The 23,532-nt window shown below is 32.1% G+C and carries 23 protein-coding genes, 1 pseudogene and 1 other annotated feature; all 24 genes and pseudogenes read right to left on the minus strand.

Features of this window, described 5'->3' with window-relative positions:
- Positions 1–69: 69 nt before the first annotated feature.
- Positions 70–942, minus strand: coding sequence for an N-acetylmuramoyl-L-alanine amidase family protein (locus LQ686_RS01515; protein WP_025904253.1), 873 nt, complete (start codon positions 940–942; stop codon positions 70–72).
- Entirely contained in the window at positions 939–1,391 is a 453-nt protein-coding gene (gene dtd / locus LQ686_RS01520) for a D-aminoacyl-tRNA deacylase (protein WP_239733115.1), read from the minus strand. The genes LQ686_RS01515 and dtd overlap by 4 nt, the downstream gene beginning before the upstream one ends.
- 13 nt (positions 1,392–1,404) lie before the next feature.
- A complete protein-coding gene (locus LQ686_RS01525) occupies positions 1,405–3,594 on the minus strand; it encodes a RelA/SpoT family protein (RefSeq protein WP_025904255.1) in 2,190 nt (729 codons plus the stop codon).
- 119 nt (positions 3,595–3,713) lie between these two features.
- Positions 3,714–4,232 carry an adenine phosphoribosyltransferase gene (locus LQ686_RS01530; protein WP_025904256.1) on the minus strand — a complete coding sequence of 173 codons (519 nt, stop codon included), beginning with the start codon at positions 4,230–4,232 and terminating at the stop codon, positions 3,714–3,716.
- Complete coding sequence (recJ, locus tag LQ686_RS01535) at positions 4,232–6,526, minus strand: single-stranded-DNA-specific exonuclease RecJ (RefSeq protein ID WP_025904257.1); 2,295 nt, start codon at positions 6,524–6,526, stop codon at positions 4,232–4,234. Before recJ ends, LQ686_RS01530 begins: the two co-directional genes overlap by 1 nt.
- Positions 6,527–6,866: 340 nt before the next feature.
- Positions 6,867–9,158 (minus strand): protein translocase subunit SecDF, encoded by a 2,292-nt coding sequence (secDF, locus tag LQ686_RS01540; protein WP_025904258.1) that lies wholly within the window; start codon positions 9,156–9,158, stop codon positions 6,867–6,869.
- Positions 9,159–9,327: 169 nt separating this feature from the next.
- A complete protein-coding gene (gene yajC / locus LQ686_RS01545; protein WP_025904259.1) occupies positions 9,328–9,591 on the minus strand; it encodes a preprotein translocase subunit YajC in 264 nt (87 codons plus the stop codon).
- 12 nt (positions 9,592–9,603) lie between these two features.
- The gene (tgt, locus tag LQ686_RS01550; RefSeq protein ID WP_025904260.1) at positions 9,604–10,743 is read right to left on the minus strand and encodes a tRNA guanosine(34) transglycosylase Tgt; all 1,140 of its coding nucleotides are present in this window, start codon (positions 10,741–10,743) and stop codon (positions 9,604–9,606) included.
- Between the two features lie 15 nt (positions 10,744–10,758).
- The gene (gene queA, locus LQ686_RS01555) at positions 10,759–11,784 is read right to left on the minus strand and encodes a tRNA preQ1(34) S-adenosylmethionine ribosyltransferase-isomerase QueA (RefSeq protein ID WP_025904261.1); all 1,026 of its coding nucleotides are present in this window, start codon (positions 11,782–11,784) and stop codon (positions 10,759–10,761) included.
- 16 nt (positions 11,785–11,800) lie between these two features.
- Positions 11,801–12,781, minus strand: a complete 981-nt coding sequence (gene ruvB / locus LQ686_RS01560; RefSeq protein ID WP_373364821.1) for a Holliday junction branch migration DNA helicase RuvB — start codon at positions 12,779–12,781, stop codon at positions 11,801–11,803.
- A gap of 28 nt (positions 12,782–12,809) precedes the next feature.
- Complete coding sequence (ruvA, locus tag LQ686_RS01565) at positions 12,810–13,400, minus strand: Holliday junction branch migration protein RuvA (RefSeq protein WP_025904263.1); 591 nt, start codon at positions 13,398–13,400, stop codon at positions 12,810–12,812.
- Positions 13,401–13,414: 14 nt separating this feature from the next.
- Positions 13,415–13,876, minus strand: a complete 462-nt coding sequence (locus LQ686_RS01570) for an ACT domain-containing protein (RefSeq protein WP_025904264.1) — start codon at positions 13,874–13,876, stop codon at positions 13,415–13,417.
- 12 nt (positions 13,877–13,888) lie between these two features.
- Entirely contained in the window at positions 13,889–15,178 is a 1,290-nt protein-coding gene (gene obgE, locus LQ686_RS01575) for a GTPase ObgE (protein WP_025904265.1), read from the minus strand.
- Between the two features lie 2 nt (positions 15,179–15,180).
- Positions 15,181–15,711: a Spo0B domain-containing protein gene (locus tag LQ686_RS01580; RefSeq protein WP_025904266.1), complete on the minus strand. Its 531-nt coding sequence runs from the start codon at positions 15,709–15,711 to the stop codon at positions 15,181–15,183.
- A 193-nt stretch (positions 15,712–15,904) separates the two neighbouring features.
- Positions 15,905–16,189 (minus strand): 50S ribosomal protein L27, encoded by a 285-nt coding sequence (gene rpmA, locus LQ686_RS01585; protein ID WP_025904267.1) that lies wholly within the window; start codon positions 16,187–16,189, stop codon positions 15,905–15,907.
- A 10-nt stretch (positions 16,190–16,199) separates the two neighbouring features.
- Positions 16,200–16,520 (minus strand): ribosomal-processing cysteine protease Prp, encoded by a 321-nt coding sequence (locus LQ686_RS01590; RefSeq protein ID WP_037588433.1) that lies wholly within the window; start codon positions 16,518–16,520, stop codon positions 16,200–16,202.
- 3 nt (positions 16,521–16,523) lie between these two features.
- On the minus strand, positions 16,524–16,832 hold the full coding sequence (gene rplU / locus LQ686_RS01595) for a 50S ribosomal protein L21 (protein WP_016911517.1): 309 nt from the start codon (positions 16,830–16,832) through the stop codon (positions 16,524–16,526).
- A gap of 12 nt (positions 16,833–16,844) precedes the next feature.
- Positions 16,845–16,918, minus strand: a sequence feature (ribosomal protein L21 leader region).
- A gap of 59 nt (positions 16,919–16,977) precedes the next feature.
- On the minus strand, positions 16,978–17,481 hold the full coding sequence (gene mreD, locus LQ686_RS01600; protein ID WP_025904269.1) for a rod shape-determining protein MreD: 504 nt from the start codon (positions 17,479–17,481) through the stop codon (positions 16,978–16,980).
- A complete protein-coding gene (mreC, locus tag LQ686_RS01605; RefSeq protein ID WP_025904270.1) occupies positions 17,481–18,338 on the minus strand; it encodes a rod shape-determining protein MreC in 858 nt (285 codons plus the stop codon). Before mreC ends, mreD begins: the two co-directional genes overlap by 1 nt.
- Positions 18,339–18,439: 101 nt before the next feature.
- On the minus strand, positions 18,440–18,883 hold the full coding sequence (locus LQ686_RS01610; RefSeq protein ID WP_025904271.1) for a DUF4930 family protein: 444 nt from the start codon (positions 18,881–18,883) through the stop codon (positions 18,440–18,442).
- Between the two features lie 370 nt (positions 18,884–19,253).
- Positions 19,254–21,002: an ABC transporter ATP-binding protein gene (locus LQ686_RS01615; RefSeq protein ID WP_103360771.1), complete on the minus strand. Its 1,749-nt coding sequence runs from the start codon at positions 21,000–21,002 to the stop codon at positions 19,254–19,256.
- Entirely contained in the window at positions 20,999–22,738 is a 1,740-nt protein-coding gene (locus LQ686_RS01620) for an ABC transporter ATP-binding protein (protein WP_025904273.1), read from the minus strand. Before LQ686_RS01620 ends, LQ686_RS01615 begins: the two co-directional genes overlap by 4 nt.
- Positions 22,739–23,011: 273 nt before the next feature.
- Positions 23,012–23,290 carry a hypothetical protein gene (locus LQ686_RS01625; protein ID WP_103360773.1) on the minus strand — a complete coding sequence of 93 codons (279 nt, stop codon included), beginning with the start codon at positions 23,288–23,290 and terminating at the stop codon, positions 23,012–23,014.
- A 44-nt stretch (positions 23,291–23,334) separates the two neighbouring features.
- Positions 23,335–23,499, minus strand: a pseudogene (locus LQ686_RS01630) (JAB domain-containing protein); the annotation flags it as partial.
- Positions 23,500–23,532 lie beyond the last annotated feature (33 nt).

A 23,532-nucleotide genomic window follows, 5' to 3' on the forward strand; every position in this document is an offset into this window, starting at 1 on the left:
AATAAACGGTATATAATCTATTTCATAATTTATATTAATATTAAACCCATAATCTGTAGTAGTCAATATCTAATTTGAAAAGTAAACTTTCAAACCGTCAACAATACCTGTTTCTACAATGTGTCTATATTTTCTATCAACAATTAAATCTTCATCTGTAGGATTACTAATATAACCTAACTCTAGCAATACGGCAGGCATTTTAGTTTGACGAATCACTTGGAAGTTTTCGTTTCGTACACCTCTATCAGATAGTATAGATTTTTGATTGATTGAAGTTTGTAACGTATCTGCAAATTCTTTTTGAGAATCATGATGGTAATAAACTGTTAAACCATGTGGTGCTGATGAATCTAATGCATCATTATGGATACTAATAAAGACATCTCCATCACCTTGTCTATCTTTTAATTTAACATATTCATCTTTTGTTCTCGTCATTTTTACTTTAGCGCCTTCAGCTTCAAGCATTTCTTTAAGTTCTTTTGCAGTTTTTAATGTAATGACTTTTTCAGTTACATCTTTATGTTTTGAACTCGATGCTCCTTGGTCACTTCCACCATGACCAGGATCTAAAATAATCACTTTTCCTTTTAATGGTTTTAATACTGGATTAACATCTTCTTTAATATCAAGATTTGTATGCCAACCAGCAATCCAGCCTTTTTCATTTTGATCATTTTTAACTTCGAACCATTTTCCTTCTCTATCTGTTATATCAAAATTATCTCCCTTTTTTACATCAAAGATAATTGGATAATAAGCGGCAGGTCCAGTTCTTAACTCACCATCTTCTTTCATAGATAATGTTTTAGGTTCGTCCTCTTTAGGAATCAATAAATAAATAATAATGATTAACAAAACAATCAGTAAAATGGCAACACTGATGACAGGAACAGGCTTTATTCTCCTCTTTTTAAACCATAAATTAATTCGGTTCATTGAATGTTACCATCCTTACTTTCGAATATAATCGTAATTGGTCCATCATTAATTAATGACACATCCATATGTGCGCCAAACTCTCCTGTTTTCACGTTAATATTATAAGAAGCTAACTGTTCATTAAAATATTCATATATCTTCAATGCTTCATCTGGGCTTTTAGCATTCGTAAATCCAGGTCTATTCCCCTTTTTTACTGAAGCATATATTGTAAATTGTGATATCGACAAGATTTCACCACCGACTTGGTGTATATCTAAATTCATTTTACCTTCTTGATCTTCAAAAATTCTTGTCTTTGCTATTTTCTTAGCGATAACATCTGCATCTGCAAAAGTAGATTCTTGTCCAACACCGACTAATAATAAGAATCCTTGTTTAATTTCATTTTGAGTATTTTCAGATGTCACTTTAGCTTGGCTTACTTTTTGTAGAACAACTTTCAAAAAATTTCACCTCTTAATTCCATACACGACTTACTGTATAAATATCGCCTAATTGTTTAATTCGATCAACAATTCTATATACGTCATTCACATTTTTAACCATTACGCTAATGTTAATAACAGCATTTTTATCTATATCAGCTTTACCTGAAACTTTTACTAATTGTACTTTTATTGCATTCACAACTTGAAGTACTTCGTTTAATAATCCATTTCTGTCGTAACCCGTAATTTCTAAGTCTACTTGATAATTTTTTTGTTCATTTGTATTTTTAACCCATTCAACATCGATTAATCGTTCGTTTTCGTTAACGATGTTCGGGCAATCTTTACGATGAACTTTAACGCCATGACCTTTTGTAATATAGCCAATGATTTCATCACCAGGTATTGGATTACAACATTTAGAAAGTTTAATAAGCATGTTATCTAAACCTTCGACATAGACACCAGTATCTGTTCTAATATCTTGTTTAATAGGAATGGATTTATTGACTTCTTGCACTTGGTTAAGCGATTGTTTCTTACGTTCAAGTCTAAGCTTTTCTGTAAGTCTGTTAACAGCTTGTAAGGCAGTTATACCACCAAAACCAACTGCAGCATATAAATCATCTTCATTTGAAAAATTATATTTTTCGTTAACAAGTTTAATGTTTTCAGCATTTAATACTTCATCTACATTGTAGCCATGCTCTTTAATTTCCGCTTCAATCATGAATTTACCTTTTTCAATATTGGCAGAGCGGTCTTGTTTCTTGAAGAAACTGCGGATTTTACTTTTCGCACTTGAAGATCGAACGATTTTTAACCAGTCTCGACTTGGCCCATATGAATGTTTACTCGTTCTAATCTCGACAATATCACCAGTAGATAACTTATAATCAATAGGAACGATTTTGCCATTAACTTTCGCACCTATCATTTTATTACCTACTTCACTGTGAACAGCGTAAGCAAAATCAATTGGAACTGCGCCATATGGTAATTCAACTACATCACTTTCAGGTGTAAAGACATACACTTTATCACTTTGAAGGTCATATTTTAATGATTCCATAAATTCTTCTGCATCAGGTGAAGTATTGTCAGTTTCAGCTATTTCTTGTAGCCAACTCATTTTTTGTAAATATTCTTCTGATTTATTGCTTAAATTTTTGCCTTCTTTATATGCCCAGTGTGCAGCAACCCCATGTTCTGCAATTTCATGCATTTCAAATGTTCTGATCTGTATCTCTAACGGATCTCCATTTGGACCAACGACTGTAGTATGCAACGATTGATACATATTCTGTTTAGGCATAGCAATATAGTCTTTAAATCGACCAGGCATTGGTTTCCATAATGTATGGACAAGACCTAGCACAGCATAACAATCTTTGATTGACGGGACGATTACTCTTATTGCAAGTAAGTCGAAAATTTGTTCGAATTGCTTTTTCTGTTTGACCATTTTTCTATAAATACTATAGATATGTTTAGGTCTACCGCTTATATCGCCAGAAATATTCATAACTTCCATTTCAGACTCTATATCTTTAATAGCATTTGCGATATACGTTTCTCGTTCGCTTCTTTTCTTTTTCATCAAATTAACAATTCTAAAATATTGAACACTATCAATATATCTTAATGAGATGTCTTCAAGTTCCCACTTAATTGTATTGATACCTAATCTATGCGCAAGTGGTGCATAGATTTCTAACGTTTCTTTAGCAATACGTTTTTGTTTTTCTTTAGGCATCGCTTTTAAAGTTCGAACATTATGTAATCTATCTGCTAATTTAACTAATATAACTCGGACATCTTTGGCAATTGCTATAAATAATTTTCTATGATTTTCAGCTTGTTGCGTTTCTTTAGATTTATATTTAACTTTTTTTAATTTTGTAACACCATCTACAATTATGGCTACTTCTTCATTAAACATTTCTACCAAATCATCATACGTATAAGGTGTATCCTCAATTACATCATGAAGGAATCCAGCAACTATAGTTGGACCATCCAATTTCATTTCGGTTAAAATACCCGCTACCTGAATAGGATGCATGATATATGGCAAATTATTTTTTCTAATTTGTCCTTGATGTGCTTTAAAAGCCAAATCATAACTCTTTTCTACTAAACGATATGCGTCTTCAGATAAGTAACTTTTAGCTTTATATAAAACATCATCAGCACTGTATGGATATTCTTTATTCATAGGGACACCACCTCATCAAATAAAATTCTCTTGAATATTACTATTATAGCAATTTTCAATAGTAATATGCCACCGTTAATTATAATAATTAAAAATAAAATAGCCACAAAGTGACTATTTTATTCATCGTATGAAATTAACGAAACAACATCGTAACCTTTTAATTTTTCAATGCCGTTTAAATATTTAAGTTCAATTAAAAATGCGATACCCACTACGATTCCACCTAATGATTCTACTAAGTGAATTGCCGCTTCAATTGTACCACCTGTTGCTAATAAATCATCTGTAATCAATACACGTTGACCTGGTTTGATTGCATCTTTGTGCATCGTTAACACATTTGATCCATATTCAAGGTCATATTCATAACGAATTACTTCACGTGGTAATTTCCCTTCTTTACGTACTGGTGCAAAGCCAATACCCATTGCATATGACACAGGACAACCAATAATAAACCCTCTTGCTTCTGGTCCTACTACAACATCAACTTGTTTGTCTTGAGCATATTGTACGATTTGGTCAGTGGCATACTTGTATGCTTCACCATTATCCATAATTGTCGTAATATCTTTAAAGTTAACACCTTGTTTTGGCCAATCTTGTACTTCCGAAACGTATTGTTTTAAATCCATTATACTTCCTCCTCAACATCACTTAACAATGAATGCATCCACTTAATTAATGATTGGCTATCATTGTACAACAATGTCTTTTCTATTTCTATTTGTTGTTTTCTTGCTTGATATAACGGTGCGTTTTGAATGTCATTTTTTCCCGCATCTTTATTTATTTCAATTATACCACGATTCATTGTAATAAAGTTTAACTCATAAAAGCAATTTAAAATGAATTTCAATTGATCAGGTTTAATTTTTAATGCTTCACATAATTTCATACCATCATTTTGAATATTTGTTGATTGATTCATATATAAAGCTTTATAAGCTTGCTTGAATTTTTCATCACTAGGAATACCCTCAAAGTATGAATTTGTTTGCCCTTTAAATACTAAATAATATTTTTCGGCTGTAATATTAGATAAAGTTTGTTTGAATGATTCTAAATCTTGTGGTAAATCTCTCAACACACACGTTTCGACTTCATTTGGATACGCATCACCATAATGTATATATTGCTCATTTATTTTCTCTGATGATGGGTTAATGACAAACAATGCATTTTCTTGATCAATTTTTAACAAGTCATGTTTATTTTTACTTCTATAATCAAAAATAGCATGGTCATTACTCAACGCTAAATCTTTAAGAATAATTTGTGGTGATTGATGTCCATTCCATTCATTAACATTTAAACTACCTGCAACATTGATTGTCGTGTCATTAGAAATATCATGAATGAGATGTCCAGCATTCCAATGTAAAGCTGCAATATTTTTGTCTGTTAATGTTAATTTAAGGTGTTTATTACCTTGACCGATACCTTTAACAGATTTAACCGGAACATTACTAATTGAAAATAGTGGTGCTAATAAATCTGTACCAAAAGGTCTTAATCTTTCTAAATCAAATATGTTATCAACCGTAATATCTGAAGTTTCTATTTCTGCATCAACGATTAACTGTGGTAATAATTTTTTACCTTCTGTTATGTTGTGCATATCTTCATTCAAAGCTTTCTTCAATGGTTCAATCGCGTCAATATCTAATGTCATACCAGCCGCCATATGGTGACCACCAAATTTACGAATCAAGTCACTATGGTTTGTTAGAAATTCAAACATTGAAACTTGTTCAATGCTTCTTGCTGAACCTTTAGCGTGGTTTTGCTCAATATCAACATTTAATACAATTGTCGGTAAATGATACTTCTCGACTATTCTTGAAGCCACAATACCTAATACACCTTCATTCCAATCTTCTTTTGCAAGTATTAGAAATTGGGCATTTTGTTGCATTTCAATTTCAGCTAGCTCCATAGCTTCATTCGTAATATTTTCAACAATTGCTTTACGTTCTGTATTAAATTGGTCGACTTCCTCAGCTAAGAACATCGCTTCATCGTCATCATCGCTCATAAGCAATTCTCCAGCTAATCGAGCATCATCCAATCTACCAACTGCGTTCAGTCGAGGTCCAATAATAAATCCAACTGTTTGTTCACTCACTTCATCCGTAAAATCAGCTACGGATAATAAACTTTTTATCCCTGGTAAAGGTTGTTCATTTAATATACGCAACCCTTGTTTAACCATATATCTATTTTCATCCGTTAAGCTCACTAAGTCGGCAATCGTACCGATAGCAACTAAACCTAAGAACGCATCTGGTATATCTGCTTTAAGTGCTTTAGAAAGTTTATATGAAACACCTACACCAGCTAAATATTTAAACGGATAATTAAAATCAGGATGCATAGGGTGAACAATCGCATATGCATTAGGCTTTGTTTCGCCAAATTCATGATGGTCTGTCACAATCACATCAATACCAAGTTCATTGGCAATATCAATTTCGTGATGACCTTGAATACCATTATCCACTGTAATGATAAGAGAAACACCTTCATCATGTGCATTTCTAAACGCCGCCTCACTCGGTCCATATCCTTCAGTAAATCTATTCGGAATATACCAACCTACTATAGCGCCCATTGATTCTAAAGTCTTGACGAGAATCGTTGTAGATGTAACACCATCTGCATCATAATCACCATATACTAATATTCTTTCATCATTTTCAATAGCTTTATGTATTCTCGAAGTTGCCTTTTCCATATCGCTTAATGACATAGGATCGTGGAATAACACTTCATTAGATAATAAACTTTCAATTTGTTCTTCAGACGTATAGGCTTTTGAAATTAAAGTTTTTTCTAAAAGTGGCGAAATTTTATATTTTTTTATGATTTGCGGATCAATATTTTGATTGAGCTCTGATTTTTTCCATTGATAACAAGCTTTAGTCATATCAAATCTCCTCATTTCTACTCAAAACATTATACATGAAATATCATACTTTCTCTACTAAACAAATAAAACATAATTAAAGAGTATGTATGAATAAAAAGGCAGCTGTTAGTTACAATTTGACAGGATTTTGTAATTATAGGGTTCCATAGTTACAATTCTATGGACTTTTGTTACTATAGGCCCCCTTACTTACAATTCCAACGACTTTTGTTACTATGGCCCTCCTTAGTTACAATTCCCCCGACTTTTGTTACTATGCCGCTAAGCTAAATCTTTATCATTTACAATAAAACAAAAAAAGTACCTGCCCTTTTAATAAGGACAGGTACGCGATTTATTAAACTAATATTTTTTCATCGTTAGATTTCTTCTCAGTATATACAACTAATTTACCATTTTCTGATTTTTTAAGTTGTCGTTTTTTCAAGATACCCCATAAAGGTACTGCGACGAATACTGATGAGAACACACCGGATACTAAACCGATTAATAGTGCTAATGAGAAGTTGAAGATACTTGATGAACCAAGTATTAATAATGCGACAACTACTATAACAACTGTTAATACGGTATTGATTGATCTTGTCATCGTTTGTCTAATAGATGAGTTAATGATCATATCAATTGTTTCTGGTTTCGTTATCACTTTCACTTTACGTAAATTTTCCCTTACGCGGTCAAATGTAACGATTGTGTCATTAATTGAATAACCAATTATCGTTAGAACTGCTGCAATGAATGTAATATCCACTTCGAGTCTGAATAAACTGAATACTGCTACAATCATAAATACGTCATGTAATAACGCAAGTACAGCGGTAGTACCCATTCTCCACTCAAATCTAAAGGATACGTATAAAACAATTCCTAATGCTGCATAAAGCATTGCTTTTAATGCGTTTCCAGCTAACTCTTGACCAACAACTGGTGAAACCGTACTTACGTTTGGATCATGACCCAATGATTTACCAAAGTCAGATTTAACTTTTTGTATTTCAGATTTGTTTAATGCATCTTTAAATTGTACAGTTGCCATTTTGTTTCCAGTTCCACTTGTTGTAACTTGTGACGGATCTAATCCCATATCTTTAAACTGTTTAGAAACTTGTTCAGTCTTGATAGCTTGATCAGATTGTAAGTCAACACGTGTACCACTTGTGAAATCAATACCTAAATTCAATCTGAATATCGATACGATAATGGCACCAACGATAATTGTAATAATACTAAATGTTAATAATGGTTTAGCAAGTTTTACGAAATTAATTTTGTCATAGACTGTTCTTAAATCATGAACATCTAATCTTTCACTAATATCATGTCTATCTTTCTTAGAAACACCAAACCAATTGTATTTTTTCTTGAAGTAATTTGAGTTTACTAATAAACCTAATAATATTCTTGTGAAGAATACTGACGTTACGAAACTCATTAGAATCGCAAGTAATAACATTGTTGCGAAACCTTTTACTGAACTTTCACCAAATACAAATAATACGAGCGCTGCTAAAATTGTTGTTAAGTTAGCATCTAATATCGTAATAAATGAAGAACCTGAACCTTTTTTGAAAGCTTGTTGTAAAGTCCTTCCGATCCGCAATTCATCTTTTATCCGTTCGTACATGATGATGTTAGCATCAACGGCCATACCTACACCTAAAACTAAGGCTGCAAGTCCAGGCAATGTTAATACCCCTGAAATAAAGTTAAATGCTAATAATGTTAAGTAAACATAAGCACTTAATGTAATAACAGCTACAACACCAGGTAATCGGTAATAAATCAACATGAATAAGAATATAATACCTACACCTATTGTAGAAGCAAGTACTGTTTCATCTAATGCATCTTTACCGAATTGCGCACCTACTGATGTAGAATACACTTCATCTAATTTAACAGGTAGTGAACCTGAATTTAATAAATCTGCTATTTGTTTTGCTTCTTTAACACCTTGTTCACCATTGAATCCACCAGAGATTTCAACATTTTCTGAGTTGATTGGTTGGCTTACAGTTGCTGCAGAAATATATTTCGGCTCTTTACCTTCTTGTTCTTTCTTAGCTTCTTTCTCGTAACTGTCCCCTTTTTCATAGTCCATCCAAATGACCATTAAGTTAGGATTCATTTTAGAAACTTTTTCAGTTACTTCTTTGAACTTTTTGGCATCTTTAAGCTTAAGTGTAACGGCTACTTCGTTTGTATTGTCTTTAAAGCCTTGCTTAGCGCCACCTTGAACTAAATCTTTACCAGATAGTAAAACTCTATCCTTTGCATCTCTGATTGTTAAATTCGCTTGTGTAGAAAGCACTTCTCGAGCTTCATTCTGGTCTTTAATACCAGCTAATTGAACTCGAATACGATTACCTTCCTCAACTTGAATTTTCGGCTCAGAAACACCCAATACGTTTACACGTGACTCTAAAGTCTTTGCAGTAGATTTAACCGCATCATTATCAATCTTATCACCTTTGTCTAAAGGATTAACTTGATATAATACTTCAAAACCACCTTGTAAGTCTAGACCTAAATTTACATTCTTTGTTATATCTTTTGTTGTTGATCCTATTAAACTAAAAACCAACACTGCAAGAAGTAAAAAGGCTATAATTCTACTCCGCTTTTTCACGATAACACCTCTTACATATATTTAATTCACTATATATGTTATAGCATACATCAACTATAGTTGAATAGCCATAACATTCATGAATGAAAAAAAGACATGGATAACCATGTCTTTTAACATCAAATATGATACATAATAATAAACCAATTTCCTAAAAAAGCAAACTATTTTATGAAGGGTCTACTTGTTTGATAGCTGGTTTTTCAAATGTAATTTCGTGTCCTTTATCGTTTACAGAAACAACAACGATAGACTCATCAACTGCTCTAACTGTACCTTTGATACCGCCGATTGAAGTTACTTTTTGACCAACTTCTAAACGGTTTAATAATTCACGATGTTCTTTAGCACGCTTTTGTTGTGGTCTGATCATTAAGAACCAAACAAGCGCAAAAATTAAAATAATAGGTAATAATTGTACTAATACTTCCATATTCAATCTCCTTTAAAAGTTTTTGGGGTTATCTACATTTAGTCCATACTGCTCGAAAAATTCATCTTTGAAATCAAGTAATCGATCTTCTCTTATTGCTTGGCGAATGTTCTCCATAAGTTTTAATAAGAAATACAAATTATGATATGTAGTAAGACGAATTCCAAATGTTTCATCTGCTTTAATCAGATGACGCAAATATGCTTTAGTATAGTTTCTACATGTATAACAATCACACTCTGGATCAAGTGGTGATAAATCTTGCTGATATTTAGCATTTTTTATAACGACTCTACCTTGAGATGTCATACATGTACCATTTCTAGCTATACGTGTAGGTAATACGCAATCAAACATATCGATGCCCCTAATAGAACATTCGATTAATGCGTCTGGAGAACCAACTCCCATTAAATATCTTGGTTTATTAAATGGCATTAATGGTGTTGTATGTTCAACCATTCTGTACATGACAGGTTTAGGTTCACCAACAGACAAACCACCAATAGCATAGCCAGGAAAATCAAGTGAAACGAGGTCTTTAGCACTTTGCTCTCTAAGATCCTTATATTCTCCACCTTGGATAATACCAAATAAAGCTTGATCTTCAGGGCGACGATGAGCTTCTAGACATCTTTCCGCCCATCTTGATGTTCTCTCAATTGAATTTTTTACATATTCATATTCAGATGGCATTGGAGGACATTCATCAAACGCCATCATAATATCTGAACCAAGATCATTTTGAATATGCATCGCTTTTTCAGGACTTAAGAACAATTTAGAACCATTTAAATGATGTCTAAAATGTACACCTTCTTCTTCGATTTTTCTCATATCACTTAAGCTGAATACTTGAAAACCACCAGAATCGGTAAGTATAGGTCCATCCCAATTCATAAACTTATGTAATCCACCCACTTTAGAAATGATATCACTTCCAGGTTGTAACCACAAATGATAGGTATTACTAAGTATAATTTTTGCTTCCATTTGTTTAAGCTCTTCAGGGCTCATTGTCTTAACGGTTGCTTTAGTTCCAACAGGCATGAACATTGGCGTCTCAAATGAACCATGAGGTGTATGCACAATCCCGAGTCTTGCACCTGATTGCTTACAAGTCTTAATGTGCTCATATGTTACTGCAGGCATATTGTTACTCCTTTTCTATATTAAAATCATCGCATCGCCAAAACTAAAGAATCTATACTTTTCTTCAACTGCATGTTTATATGCATTTAAAATATGTTCTCTAGTTGATAATGCAGATACCAACATAATAAGTGTTGATTTTGGTAAATGGAAATTAGTAATCAATCCATCTATCGCTTTAAATTCATATCCCGGATAAATAAATATATCTGTCCAACCACTTGCTTCAACAAATTGGTCATTTTTGGAACGAATTGTTTCTAGTGTTCTTGTAGACGTTGTACCTACAGATATTATTTTATGACCACTTGCTTTTACACGGTTTAATAAATCAGCTGTTTCAGCAGTCATTTGGTAATATTCTGAATGCATTTCATGATCATCTATATTATCTACACTGACTGGTCTAAATGTACCTAAACCAACGTGTAATGTAATAAAAGCAATGTGTACACCTTTATCAGCAATTTCTTGTAATAAATGTTCAGTGAAGTGTAAACCTGCTGTAGGCGCAGCTGCAGATCCAACTGCTTTAGCATAAACTGTTTGATATCTATCTTGGTCATCCAATCGTTCTTTAATATATGGAGGTAAAGGCATTTCACCAAGTTCATCTAATCTTTCTTGTAAGATACCTTCGTATGAAAGTTTCATAATGCGTCCACCTTGTTCAAGTTCTTTGACACAAGTCGCAATGATTTTACCTTCTCCAAATGAAACAGATTGACCAACTCTAATACGTTTAGCTGGTTTAATTAATACTTCCCATTCGTTATCTTCTTGTTGCGTTAACATCAGCATTTCTACTTTTGCACCAGTTTCTTCTTTGATACCAAACAATCTTGCTGGCATCACTTTCGTATCATTTAATACTAAACAGTCACCTGGTGAAAGTTGATTGACAACTTCTTTAAACGTTAAATCTTCCAATTCACCTGTTGCTTTATTACATTTTAATAACCTACTGCTTTCTCTATCTAACAGTGGTGTTTGTGCAATTAATGATTCAGGTAAATCAAAATCGAAATCTTCAATATTCACAAACTTTGCCTCTTTCCTAATCCTTTTTAATGTCGAAGTGATCGTAACTTAATGCAGTTGCACGACGACCTCTTGGCGTTCTTTCTATAAATCCTTTTTGGATAAGATAAGGTTCATAAACGTCTTCAAGTGTTATACGTTCTTCACCTATCGTAGCTGCTATTGCATCTAATCCAACTGGACCACCTTTATAATTATTCAGGATACAGTGCATAATTTTATAATCTATATGGTCAAGTCCTTCTTCATCTACTTGCAACAAGTCTAAAGCATGCTTTGTAATATCCATAGAAATAGCTTCGTCACCTTCTACTTGAGCAAAATCACGCACTCTACGTAACAAACGATTTGCTATACGAGGTGTCCCTCTACTTCGTTTAGATAATTCAACCGTGCTATTTTGATCAATGTCTACTTCAAATACTTCAGCAGTACGCTTTATAATTTCTTGTAAACTATTATCATCATAATATTCTAATCTAAGATGCACACCGAAACGATCTCTCAAAGGTGCTGAAAGACTCCCTACACGCGTTGTAGCACCTACTAGCGTAAATGGTGGCAAATCGATTCTAATACTTCTAGCTTCTTCACCTTTCCCAACAACGATATCTAAAAAGAAATCTTCCATAGCAGGGTATAACACTTCTTCAACAACTCTGCTTAATCGGTGTATCTCATCTATGAAAAGTACATCTCCAGGTTGTAGCGCAGAAAGTATGGCTGCTAAATCACCGGGTCTTTCAATAGAAGGTCCGCTTGCAGTTCGTAAATTAACATTCATCTCATTAGATATAATATGCGCTAAAGTTGTCTTACCTAGACCAGGTGGACCGTAAAGTAAACAATGATCTAAAGGTTCTTCTCTTAACTTAGCAGCTTTAATAAATATATCTAAGTTTGATTTTATATTGTTTTGACCAATATATTGATTTAAAGTATCTGGTCTTAATGAAAGTTCACTTTGGATATCATCTTCGTGCCCATGTTCATCCATTAATCGCTCATCCAAAAAATCACCTCATTTACTGAATAAGTAATGCTAAACCTCTTTTAACACAAGCATCTACTGAATCAAATGATTCTTTTTCTAGGTTCTTCTTAACTTTTGTAATTTCTCGTTTAGAGTAACCTAATGCTTCTAAAGCTAACAATGCTTCTTCTAATACATCTTGACCGGCATCTTTACTTTCTGGGAATAACTCAGATTCTTCTGTGATGATTAATTTCCCTTTTAAATCAAGAATAATTTGTCTTGCTGTTTTTTTACCGATACCTGGAAACTTTGTTAAATATGATTCATTTTCATTTTCTATAGCAATTGCTACTTCATTAGGCGTGCTTGTCGCTAAAATTGCTAAAGCTGACTTCGGTCCAATACCTGTCACTTTAATTAAGCTTAAAAACATATCCTTTTCTTCAAGATTCACAAATCCATATAATAATTGGGCATCTTCACGCACAATTAATTGTGTATATACTTGCGTTTCTTTATCTAATTGAGATTGAAAACGATATGAGTTAGGTGTTTGAATTTCATAACCTATACCATTTGCCTCAACTACAATATGAGAAGGATATAATTGTGTAACGATTCCTTTTATATATGCATACATTTAGACAACTTCCTTTACATACTCATTCCAATAATTTCTACTTCATCAACATATGGACTTTCTTTAATTGCATCCATTAACTCTTCTAATGATAACTCAATATTTGCAGCATTAAGAGAAATTGTAATCGTTGCTCTATCCTTTATTGGTAGACTTTGATGTATGGTAAGTACAGAACCTTTAACTTCAGCAATTTTATTCAAGACAGTTGCGAGCATCCCCACTTCATCTTGTACATATAAAATTAACGTTAAATTTTTGGTCTGTTCTTCTAATCTATCAATTGGAAATATTGTATCTTTATATTTATAAAAAGCACTTCTAGATAAATTAAATTCTTTAACTGCATCATAAATCGTTAAATTATTATTTTTTAATAATGCATTTTTAACTTTGATTGTCTTTTGCACTGACTCTGGCAAAACATCTTCTCTGATTAAATAAAACCTTTTTGTTGATTCATTTGATTTTTTCAATTGGAACACGCCCTATTCGACAAATTCAAATTCTCCACCTAAAATTCTTACAATATCACCATTTGAAGCACCGCGTTCTCTTAAGGCATCATCAATACCCATTGAACGCATTTGTCTTGCAAATCTTCTAACTGCTGCATCACGATTAAAGTCCGTCATTTTGAATAATCTTTCAATCGAATTACCTGATACAACATAGGCACCATCGTCATCTCTTGTAATAACAAAATGATCTCGTGATTTCTCGTGTTTATAGACAACACGATGTACGCCAGTTTCTTCCTCGACTGAATCGAAGTCCATTCCTTCAGTTTCATCTAATAAATCAGCAATTTGATATAGTAGTTTATCTACATTATGACGTGTAACTGTACTAATAGGAATAATATTAACATCTTCTTGAAGTTGTTCTTTAAACATTTCTAATTGTGTTTCTGAATCTGGTAAATCCATTTTATTCGCAACAACAATTTGTGGTCTTCTAGAAAGATTTTCATTATATGATTTTAATTCTTGATTAATTGTAACATAATCTTCATATGGGTCTCTGCCTTCCATACCACTCATATCAATTATATGAACAATTACTCTTGTACGTTCAATATGTCTTAAGAATTGATGGCCTAAACCAACACCTTCAGAAGCTCCTTCTATTAATCCTGGTAAATCCGCCATTACAAATCCTCTACCATCATTTGTTTGGACAACACCTAAATTAGGTTTAATTGTCGTAAAGTGATAAGCACCGATTTTTGGTTTTGCTTTGGAAACGATAGATAATAATGTTGATTTACCAACGCTTGGATAACCAACTAAACCTACATCTGCCATAAGTTTAAGTTCTAACATGACTTCAAGTTCTTCACCAGGTTCACCATTTTCACAGAAATCTGGTGCCGGATTACTTGCTGAAGCAAATCTTGAGTTACCTCTTCCACCACGGCCACCTTTAGCAACTGTAGCGCGTTGACCATGTTCAACAAGGTCAGCTAAAATCTCTTCATTTTCAGCATTTTTAATAATTGTACCAGGTGGTACTTTTAATACTAAGTCGTCTGCTCCACGACCGTGCATATTACTACTTTGTCCATTTTCACCTTTATCAGCTTTAAATTTTCGTTGGAATCTAAAGTCTAATAAAGTACGTAAACCTTCATCTACCTCAAATACGACTGACGCACCTTTACCACCGTCGCCACCTGCTGGTCCACCAAATGGAACATACTTTTCACGACGAAAAGCTACTAAACCGTTACCGCCATCACCGGCTTTTAACGATATTTTGACCTGATCTATAAACATGTTTACACCTCTATTTCTTTTATGTTAATAAAAAATTCTAATTCTATATGATTTTGACTTTCTGATAAAACTTCAACGTTATATTTAGAAAATGATTGTTCAATTTGATTAAGATCCTGATTAGTCGCACTTAACCAAACAAGCATTGTGACAAATTCTTCTTCTACTGTAAGACTAATGTGAATATTTTTTTCATCCATATCGTTAATCACAACATACTTCAAATCATTAAATATATTTGTTAAAGTATTATCTGTTCTTTCTAAGTTTTTTTGATAATAATCGATATTTGAGTTGTCAATTTCAAATGTCCATTTAGAGCCTGACAAAGATAGTTTGTATTCAAATACATTATGAACAAATTTTCTACACGGTGCATTTAAAAACAACTGTTCTTGCTTGAGATTTTTGTATAATTCATCAATTAATAAATCAACCTCTTCATGTTTTCCTAACTGTTTATATGTATATAACAATTGGAACTGATTCACAAAATCATGTCTAGACTTTAAATACACATCTAAATTATTCATTCCATCACCTTTATTATCGTTATTCATAACACTCATTATAACATTTTAATATTATGAATAAAAAAAGAAACTGCATTTCTGAATACCTTCTTTATATATAAATCACAATATTCATGCTTATATAAATAACTGCCAACATAATGATTGAGGCTGGGACAATTATACATGTCCCAGCCTCATCTAAATATAAAGATTATTCAGCAGCTGCGTATACAGATACTTTCTTTTTGTCACGACCAAAACGTTCGAATTTAACAACGCCGTCGATTTTAGCGAATAATGTATCGTCTCCACCGCGACCTACGTTTTCACCAGCGAAAACTTTAGTTCCACGTTGACGATAAAGAATAGAACCACCAGTAACGAATTGACCGTCAGCACGTTTAGCACCTAAACGTTTTGATTCAGAGTCACGACCGTTCTTTGTAGAACCTACCCCTTTTTTCGATGCGAAAAATTGTAAGTTTAATTTTAACATGAGTTACACCTCACTTGTAATTTAGTTTAATATATTGCCCATATTCTTCTTCGATTGTTTTCAAAGAAACGATAAGGCCTTGTAATAATATTTGCGCTTGTTCATTTTCTAAGTTTACACTACGTATATGAAAATATCCACCGTCGTCACTGTAATCTATATCAGGCGACTCATCAGTTAATCCAATGATAGCATTTGTTGTACCAAAGACAACTGCTGAAGCACCGGCACAGACTAAGTCTTTACCGTATTCACCTGAATCAGCATGTCCAGACATTTCAATATCTGTAACTTGCCCTTCTTGATTCAAACTAACATCTACATTAATCATAAATTATGCGTTGATTTTTTCGATTGTTAATTTAGTGTAAGGTTGACGATGACCTTGTTTACGTTTGTAGTTTTTCTTAGCTTTGTATTTGAATACAGTGATTTTTTTACCGCGTCCTTGTTTTTCAACTTTTGCAGTAACTGAAGCACCTTCAACAACAGGTGATCCAACTTTAACTGAATCTCCACCTACAAATAATACTTGGTCAAATGTGAATGAATCACCTTCATTTACGTCTAATTTCTCAACCCAAATTGTTTGACCTTCTTCTACTTTAACTTGCTTTCCGCCAGTTTCAATTATAGCAAACATACTTGCACCTCCTAATTTTTTAAGTCACGCCATTCATAGGTGACATACGTACTTTAAGACCTATGATCGAGCGGTTGTATGTAGCTAAAAACTACTCAACTTCAATAGATTACCACCTACAGCTATTGATGTCAATAATCTTTCATTAATTAGTATTTCTTTCTAATAATTTTAATACAAATGGGAAAATGATAATTAAACATATCAAATTAAATACGACAGTTGGAATTAATCTGAATAGAATAATACTGCCTATATTGATAGAAGCAATGCCTAAAAATCCATAAAAAACCATTACCCATATTTCTAGTAATACAACTGAAGATATTAAGAGTATAACCATCATCAAAATATCTCTATAAAATACTTTAAATAATTTATCCATCATAATGACAAAAATTGCATATCCAAATGTATAGACACCGTAAATACCGCCATAATATATATCTGTAAAAATACCTGTAACGATTGCTAAAATAATAGCAACTTTAGGATTTTTGTATACAGCAATTATGAGTAAGTACAAAAATGTTAATCGAGGTACGATTATAAATGTCTCATTAAATAAAGTTAAAGGTGATAAACGTGTTAATAATGAATCTAAGTAAAATAATAAGACACCAATTAAAGGAATAACGTAAAATCTCATTATTCCTCACCACTTTCATCAGATGAAGGTATCGTTTCTGGATCACGTTTAGCAACGTATACATGGTTTAAATCTTTAATATTTGTAGATGTCTTAATATATGCGACTTTAGATAATCCATATTCATCATTTTCTACTTTCTCAACTTTACCTACTAATATACCTTTAGGAAGTTGGTCACCTAAACCATTCGTTACAACTTTAGAGCCTTTTTTGATACTGTATTTATTATCGATATCACTAATAACTAGTAAATCTTTATCTTCATCATATCGATTAATCATACCAAAGATATTATCATCATCTTGCTGTATATCTACTGAAAGCTTACTTGTTTTAACACTTGTAGATATTAACTCAACTTGTGAAGAAAATTGGTTTGCTTTTTTAATTCTACCTACTAGACCTTCACTCGTAATGACAGCCATATTTTCTTTCATGCCGCTCTTTTTCCCTTTATCAATAATGATTGTATTCATCCATTGATCCGGACTTCTACCGATTACAGTAGCTGATATTGGATTGAATTGCGAAATATCCTTCATATCCAATTCTTTTTTTAAGGCTTTGTTTTCTTTTTCTAATCTTGCTTTATCAGCTTTAATTTGATCTGTACTTTTTACTTCTTCTTTTAGTTTATCAACGTCTTCGTCTGAAGTGAAAATTCCAGAGAAGAAATCAGAAACAAAAGTAACTGGATAAGATACGATTCTTCCACCAAACGATGATGTATCACTCGCATATTGTTCACTAAGCGATGCAGATTGTGCTCTCACTGAATAACCAACAATTACAATTAATAAAACCATAGAAATTAGAAAAATCATTATTTTATTATTTTTAAAAAAATTCGACAATCCAAACACCTCTTAATCTTCAAATGACTCATTAATAATGATATTACTATTTTAGCCTACACAGCACTTTAAATAAAGTAAGAGACTGCCGAAATAAAAATTTAATATGCAGTTTTAGGTAATAATTCTATATTTGAGTGCATAGCACTTAAATCATTCATTAAATCTTGCTCTGTTTGATAAACATACATCTTTGGTTCACCAAATTTATACAAGATATACTCTGTTCCTCTTTGCCCAGCAACATAGTTGTCGTCATATCCCATACGTTCTAGTCCTGAAACATCCATGAATTCACTTTTATTGATCCAATTAAATGCTTGTTTAGTTTGACCTAATGGCACATTTTGTAACAATGGATTATCTTCAATTTTATAAGTTGCATTTGCATGTTGTGGAGCCATTTCTTCAGTTGTTTGTTCATTACTATTATCAAATGGGTTTAAATCACTCAATGCTGGTACGTTTCTATATACAATAACAATGATAATGACAATTGCTAATAACGCTAATAAATTTCTAATTAATCTAAATAACCATCTCAAAATTATAGACACCTCTCATTCATTTATATTATACGAAAATTGCTCAAATAACATCATCGGGCTTTAGACCTAAACCTTTAATCATTCTGTAGTCTGATGTATTTAATGAGTTTATTCTTTATAATGAATTCAAGAGGTGATAAATTTGGAATTAATATATATATTTTTAGCTATCTTGTTTTTAATTATCTTTTTTAGATTTTTCGTTGGATTATTAAGAGTAGTAATAAAATTAGCAATCATCGCTTTAGTTATTTACTTCATATATCAAGGCGTACTTTACTTTATGTGACCGCAATGATGAGTTTAAAAAATATAAAACAATGGCCTGGGATAATGTATCCCAGGCCATTGTTTTTGTTTAGCATGATTAATCTGATAAAGACTGCATTTGATACATTTTGTAATATTGTCCTTCTAACTTGATTAACTCATCATGATTGCCTTTTTCAATGATGCGACCTTTATCAAGAACAATAATTTGATCAGCATTCTTAATTGTTGAAAGTCGGTGTGCAATAATAAATGATGTTCGCCCTTTAGACAACACAGTCATTGCTTTTTGTATAATTTCTTCCGTTTCAGAATCAATACTTGATGTCGCTTCATCTAAAATCAAAATTTCCGGATCAAATGCAAGTGCTCTCGCAAATGATATAATTTGTCGTTGTCCAGAACTTAATGTACGACCTCTTTCAATAACTGGTTCATCAATACCTTTTTTAAAGTGTTCTAACACTCTATCTCCACCTACTGCATTTAAACTTTCAACACCTTTCTCTCGTGTTACTTTAGGATCATCTAATGTAATGTTGGATAAAATAGTCCCTGTATATAAGTATGGGTCTTGTAATACAATGCCCATATGTTTACGCATATCTCTTTTATCAGTCTTAATGGTCGGTACATCATCAATTTCAATTGTTCCATCAGTAGGATCATAGAATCTGAATAGTAAATTCATGATAGAACTTTTCCCTGATCCTGTATGTCCAACTAACGCAATTGTCTGTCCTTTTTCGACTTCTAAATTGATATTTTCCAATACATATTCACCTTCATTATAAGCAAACGATACATCCTTAAAATGAACATGACCTTCTATTTTTTCAGGCAGCTGAATTTTAAGTTCTGGCATCTTTTCTTCAGATACATTCATCATTTCAAATACTCTTACGCAAGAAACTCTTGCTTGTTCTAATTGCCCCAATACATTTAATACACCAAACAATGGATCAAACAATCTTGTTATATAATTTACAAGTATATATAACGTACCGACTGAAATTGCGACTGAAGAATTTAGAAATTGTGTTCCAAATACGACAATCAACATTAAAAACACAATACTTCTAATCGTACTTAACAAATTATGTTCTGTCAGTGAATCAAATTGTATAATTTTCTTATAATTGTTTAAATACGCTTGATTCATTTCATCGAAATCATTCATAATTTGTTTTTCTTGTTTAAATGCTTGAATGATATTCATACCATTTATAGATTCATTGATAAGTGCATTCATATCACTGTTTTTTTCTCGAATGACATAGTTGTATTTACCTGTTACTTTTTTGTACCACAATAACCAAAGTATAACGAAAGGTATTGTTATAAGTGCGACAAATCCAATTTTAATATTAATAAAGAATATCGCAATAATGACACCTATCATCGTGATAAAAGCCGAAATAAAGTTTGGTAATATAACAGTGAATAGTTCGAGTATCATTTGTGTATCATTCGTTATTCTAGCTACTACTTTTCCAGCTGGTAAATTATCAAAGTATTTTATCGGCAACTTTTGAACGTGTTCAAAGAGCTTAATTCTTAACTCTTTAATAACATCTGAGCCAGCACGTTGAAGAACGAGTGTTTGAAAATAACTTAATATTGCATGAATAAGTGACACTACAAAGAACAAACTCAATAATAGTAGCACTGGTCGTAATTGTATAATTTGTGAAGCAGATGTTTTAACATAATGATCAATAATATACATCGCGACCAATGGACCTAATAATTCAAACCCCACTGCTCCAATTAAAATAACAATTCCAATGATGAATCTTTTCTTATATTTGCTAACAAATGGAAAGAGTTGATTTATAATACTCACTTGCTATACACCTCCTTCAACCGTTGTCTTTCAAATTGAGATTTATACCAACCATTCAATTGGAGTAATTGGTCATGCGTTCCTGACTCTGTGATTTCACCATGGTCCATGACAACAATTTGATTTGCATGTTTAACACCAGATAATCGATGTGTCGCAATAATGGTTGTTTTACCTTGTCTATACTTTTGTATGTTTTGTATAATTTTCTTTTCAGTTTTTGCATCAACAGCCGATAGTGCATCATCTAAAATTAATATTTTAGGATCCATAATCAATGCTCTAGCAATCGCTATTCTTTGCTTTTGACCTCCAGAAATAGCTATACCTTTTTCTCCTACTAATGTTTCTAATCCTTGAGGTAAACGTTCGATATCTTTTTCAAAATATGCTAATTTGATCGCTTCTTCGATTTCATTATCAGTAGCATCCGATTTACCAAATCTAATGTTATCTCTAATAGATCTAGAGAATAATATATTTTCTTGTGATACATAACCAATTAAACTTCTTAAATCACTTTTTGAAATTTGATTAATATTAGTATCTCCAAGTACGATTTCTCCATCTCCAGTAGGATATTCTTTCAAAATTTGTTTGATTAACGTTGTTTTACCAGAACCAGTTGCACCAACAATACCTAAAGTTTCACCTTTACCTAGTATGATATTGATGTTGTTTAAGTTAATGGATTCGCTCGATGGATATTTAAATACAACGGAATTCATACCTATATCATGTGAAGGTATGCCTTTATTTTCTAAATCAATTACTGTTTCCGCTTCATTTAAAGTTTCTTCAACACGATCTATAGACGCATTTCCTCTTTGCATAATATTTATCAAAATACCAACTGAAAACATTGGCCATACGAGCATATTTAAATATACGGTAAATGAAATCAGACCACCGATTGTCATTTCTCCACTGTTAACGAGAAAGGCTCCATAACCTATTCCGATAACTTGACTCATAGCCGTTATAATAATCGTTATTGGTTGAAAAAATGCATCCATCTTTTCAACATTCATAAATTTTTCTACGACACTTTCAGTCATATTTTTAAAATCTTTGTTGAGTTTATCTTCTTGAACATACGCTCTTGTGACACGTACACCTTCAATAGATTCAAGTACACTATCATTCATATCACCAAATGATTTTTGTGATATTAAATATCGTTTATGGATTCTTTTACCTAATTCAATTTCTAATATGGCTAGTAAAGGTAATGGAATCAGTGCACATAAAGTAAGTTTCCATGACACTGTAATACCCATCGTTAATATAATCGTTCCCATAAATGTCGTAGAATCGATTAAAGTTAAAATCCCTATCCCTGCAGTATTTCTAATTTGATTCAAATCGTTTGTAGACTTCGCCATTAAATCTCCAGTTCGATTTTTCTCAAAAAATGTTGGACTCATAGATAAAAATTTTTGCATCAGTTTACGTCTCATAATTGATTCAAGTATTTGAGAACCTGAAAAGATTAGAGTTCTCCAAATATAATTCACGATATAAGCTAAAATTAATACAATTATAAATATAATTACTAATTGATGATATATTTGTTCAGTCAAAGAATGGTCACTTATCTTATCTATAGTCTGCCCTACTATCCATGGTGGCAATACTTCTACAACGTTCGCAATTAGCAATAGAATAATTGCAATCGAATATCTCTTCCAATGATCTTTAAAAAACCACATTAACTTTTTAATTGCTTGAAACATGTTGTCCCCCCTTAACCCCTAACATTAAACACAAAAAAGCACACGCATCCTTAAAGAAAGCGTGTGCTTAAAATACATTCTAAAGGAAGTGAATATACTACTCCCTAATGCTTCATATTTAACGTAGGGGTAGTGATGTATGATGTTGTTTGTTTATAAAATCTTCTTCTGATGTTTCTCATAAGTCACTACCTCCTCTCTCATAAATTTAAATTAATGATAGCCTTTTCAAAAATTATTGTCAATATAATATCCGAAAATTTACAATTTTATTTATTTGTTTAATATTTTGTTTAAAATGAATAATGTAATTGAAACGAGAATACCCCAAGCAATTCCTGCCACAATTGAACCAAGTATTAAATTCATTGAAAGTGCAGAACCATCTTTTGTTAAAGTAAGAATAATGGATGCTAAGAAAACACCAATGATGCCTAACACCAACGTGATGCCATAGTCTTTTCTAACAATTGGTCGCTTTTTCTTACGTTGAAATAAAGAAATGATAAATAGTAACGGTAATACGACAAATATGAACGTTATGATTTGCAAAATAAAAACTCCTTACTCATTTTTAATTACATTATAACATTGAATCATTCAGTTATATTATTAATTTCTAAGTCTTCACGCATGATATAGTCATTTTCAAATATGCTAATAAATTCTCCATCACCAATGATAATATGATCTAATAAATCGATACCCATTAAATCACAACAATATAAAATTCGCTTTGTTGTTTTAATATCTTCTAATGATGGCGTAGCATTTTATCAAGAGTAAATTACTAA

Source organism: Mammaliicoccus sp. J-M41 (assembly GCF_022385935.1).
In the GTDB taxonomy this organism is placed as follows: domain Bacteria; phylum Bacillota; class Bacilli; order Staphylococcales; family Staphylococcaceae; genus Mammaliicoccus; species Mammaliicoccus sciuri_A.

What these genes read in the sequence shown, in the direction of transcription:
- LQ686_RS01515 (WP_025904253.1), bottom strand. Translation starts at nt 942, where the DNA reads ATGAACCGAATTAATTTATGGTTTAAAAAGAGGAGAATAAAGCCTGTT.
- LQ686_RS01525 (WP_025904255.1), bottom strand. Translation starts at nt 3,594, where the DNA reads ATGAATAAAGAATATCCATACAGTGCTGATGATGTTTTATATAAAGCT.
- LQ686_RS01530 (WP_025904256.1), bottom strand. Translation starts at nt 4,232, where the DNA reads ATGGATTTAAAACAATACGTTTCGGAAGTACAAGATTGGCCAAAACAA.
- recJ (WP_025904257.1), bottom strand. Translation starts at nt 6,526, where the DNA reads ATGACTAAAGCTTGTTATCAATGGAAAAAATCAGAGCTCAATCAAAAT.
- yajC (WP_025904259.1), bottom strand. Translation starts at nt 9,591, where the DNA reads ATGGAAGTATTAGTACAATTATTACCTATTATTTTAATTTTTGCGCTT.
- tgt (WP_025904260.1), bottom strand. Translation starts at nt 10,743, where the DNA reads ATGCCTGCAGTAACATATGAGCACATTAAGACTTGTAAGCAATCAGGT.
- ruvB (WP_373364821.1), bottom strand. Translation starts at nt 12,781, where the DNA reads ATGGATGAACATGGGCACGAAGATGATATCCAAAGTGAACTTTCATTA.
- ruvA (WP_025904263.1), bottom strand. Translation starts at nt 13,400, where the DNA reads ATGTATGCATATATAAAAGGAATCGTTACACAATTATATCCTTCTCAT.
- obgE (WP_025904265.1), bottom strand. Translation starts at nt 15,178, where the DNA reads ATGTTTATAGATCAGGTCAAAATATCGTTAAAAGCCGGTGATGGCGGT.
- LQ686_RS01580 (WP_025904266.1), bottom strand. Translation starts at nt 15,711, where the DNA reads ATGAATAATTTAGATGTGTATTTAAAGTCTAGACATGATTTTGTGAAT.
- rpmA (WP_025904267.1), bottom strand. Translation starts at nt 16,189, where the DNA reads ATGTTAAAATTAAACTTACAATTTTTCGCATCGAAAAAAGGGGTAGGT.
- LQ686_RS01590 (WP_037588433.1), bottom strand. Translation starts at nt 16,520, where the DNA reads ATGATTAATGTAGATGTTAGTTTGAATCAAGAAGGGCAAGTTACAGAT.
- rplU (WP_016911517.1), bottom strand. Translation starts at nt 16,832, where the DNA reads ATGTTTGCTATAATTGAAACTGGCGGAAAGCAAGTTAAAGTAGAAGAA.
- mreD (WP_025904269.1), bottom strand. Translation starts at nt 17,481, where the DNA reads ATGAGATTTTACGTTATTCCTTTAATTGGTGTCTTATTATTTTACTTA.
- LQ686_RS01620 (WP_025904273.1), bottom strand. Translation starts at nt 22,738, where the DNA reads ATGTTTCAAGCAATTAAAAAGTTAATGTGGTTTTTTAAAGATCATTGG.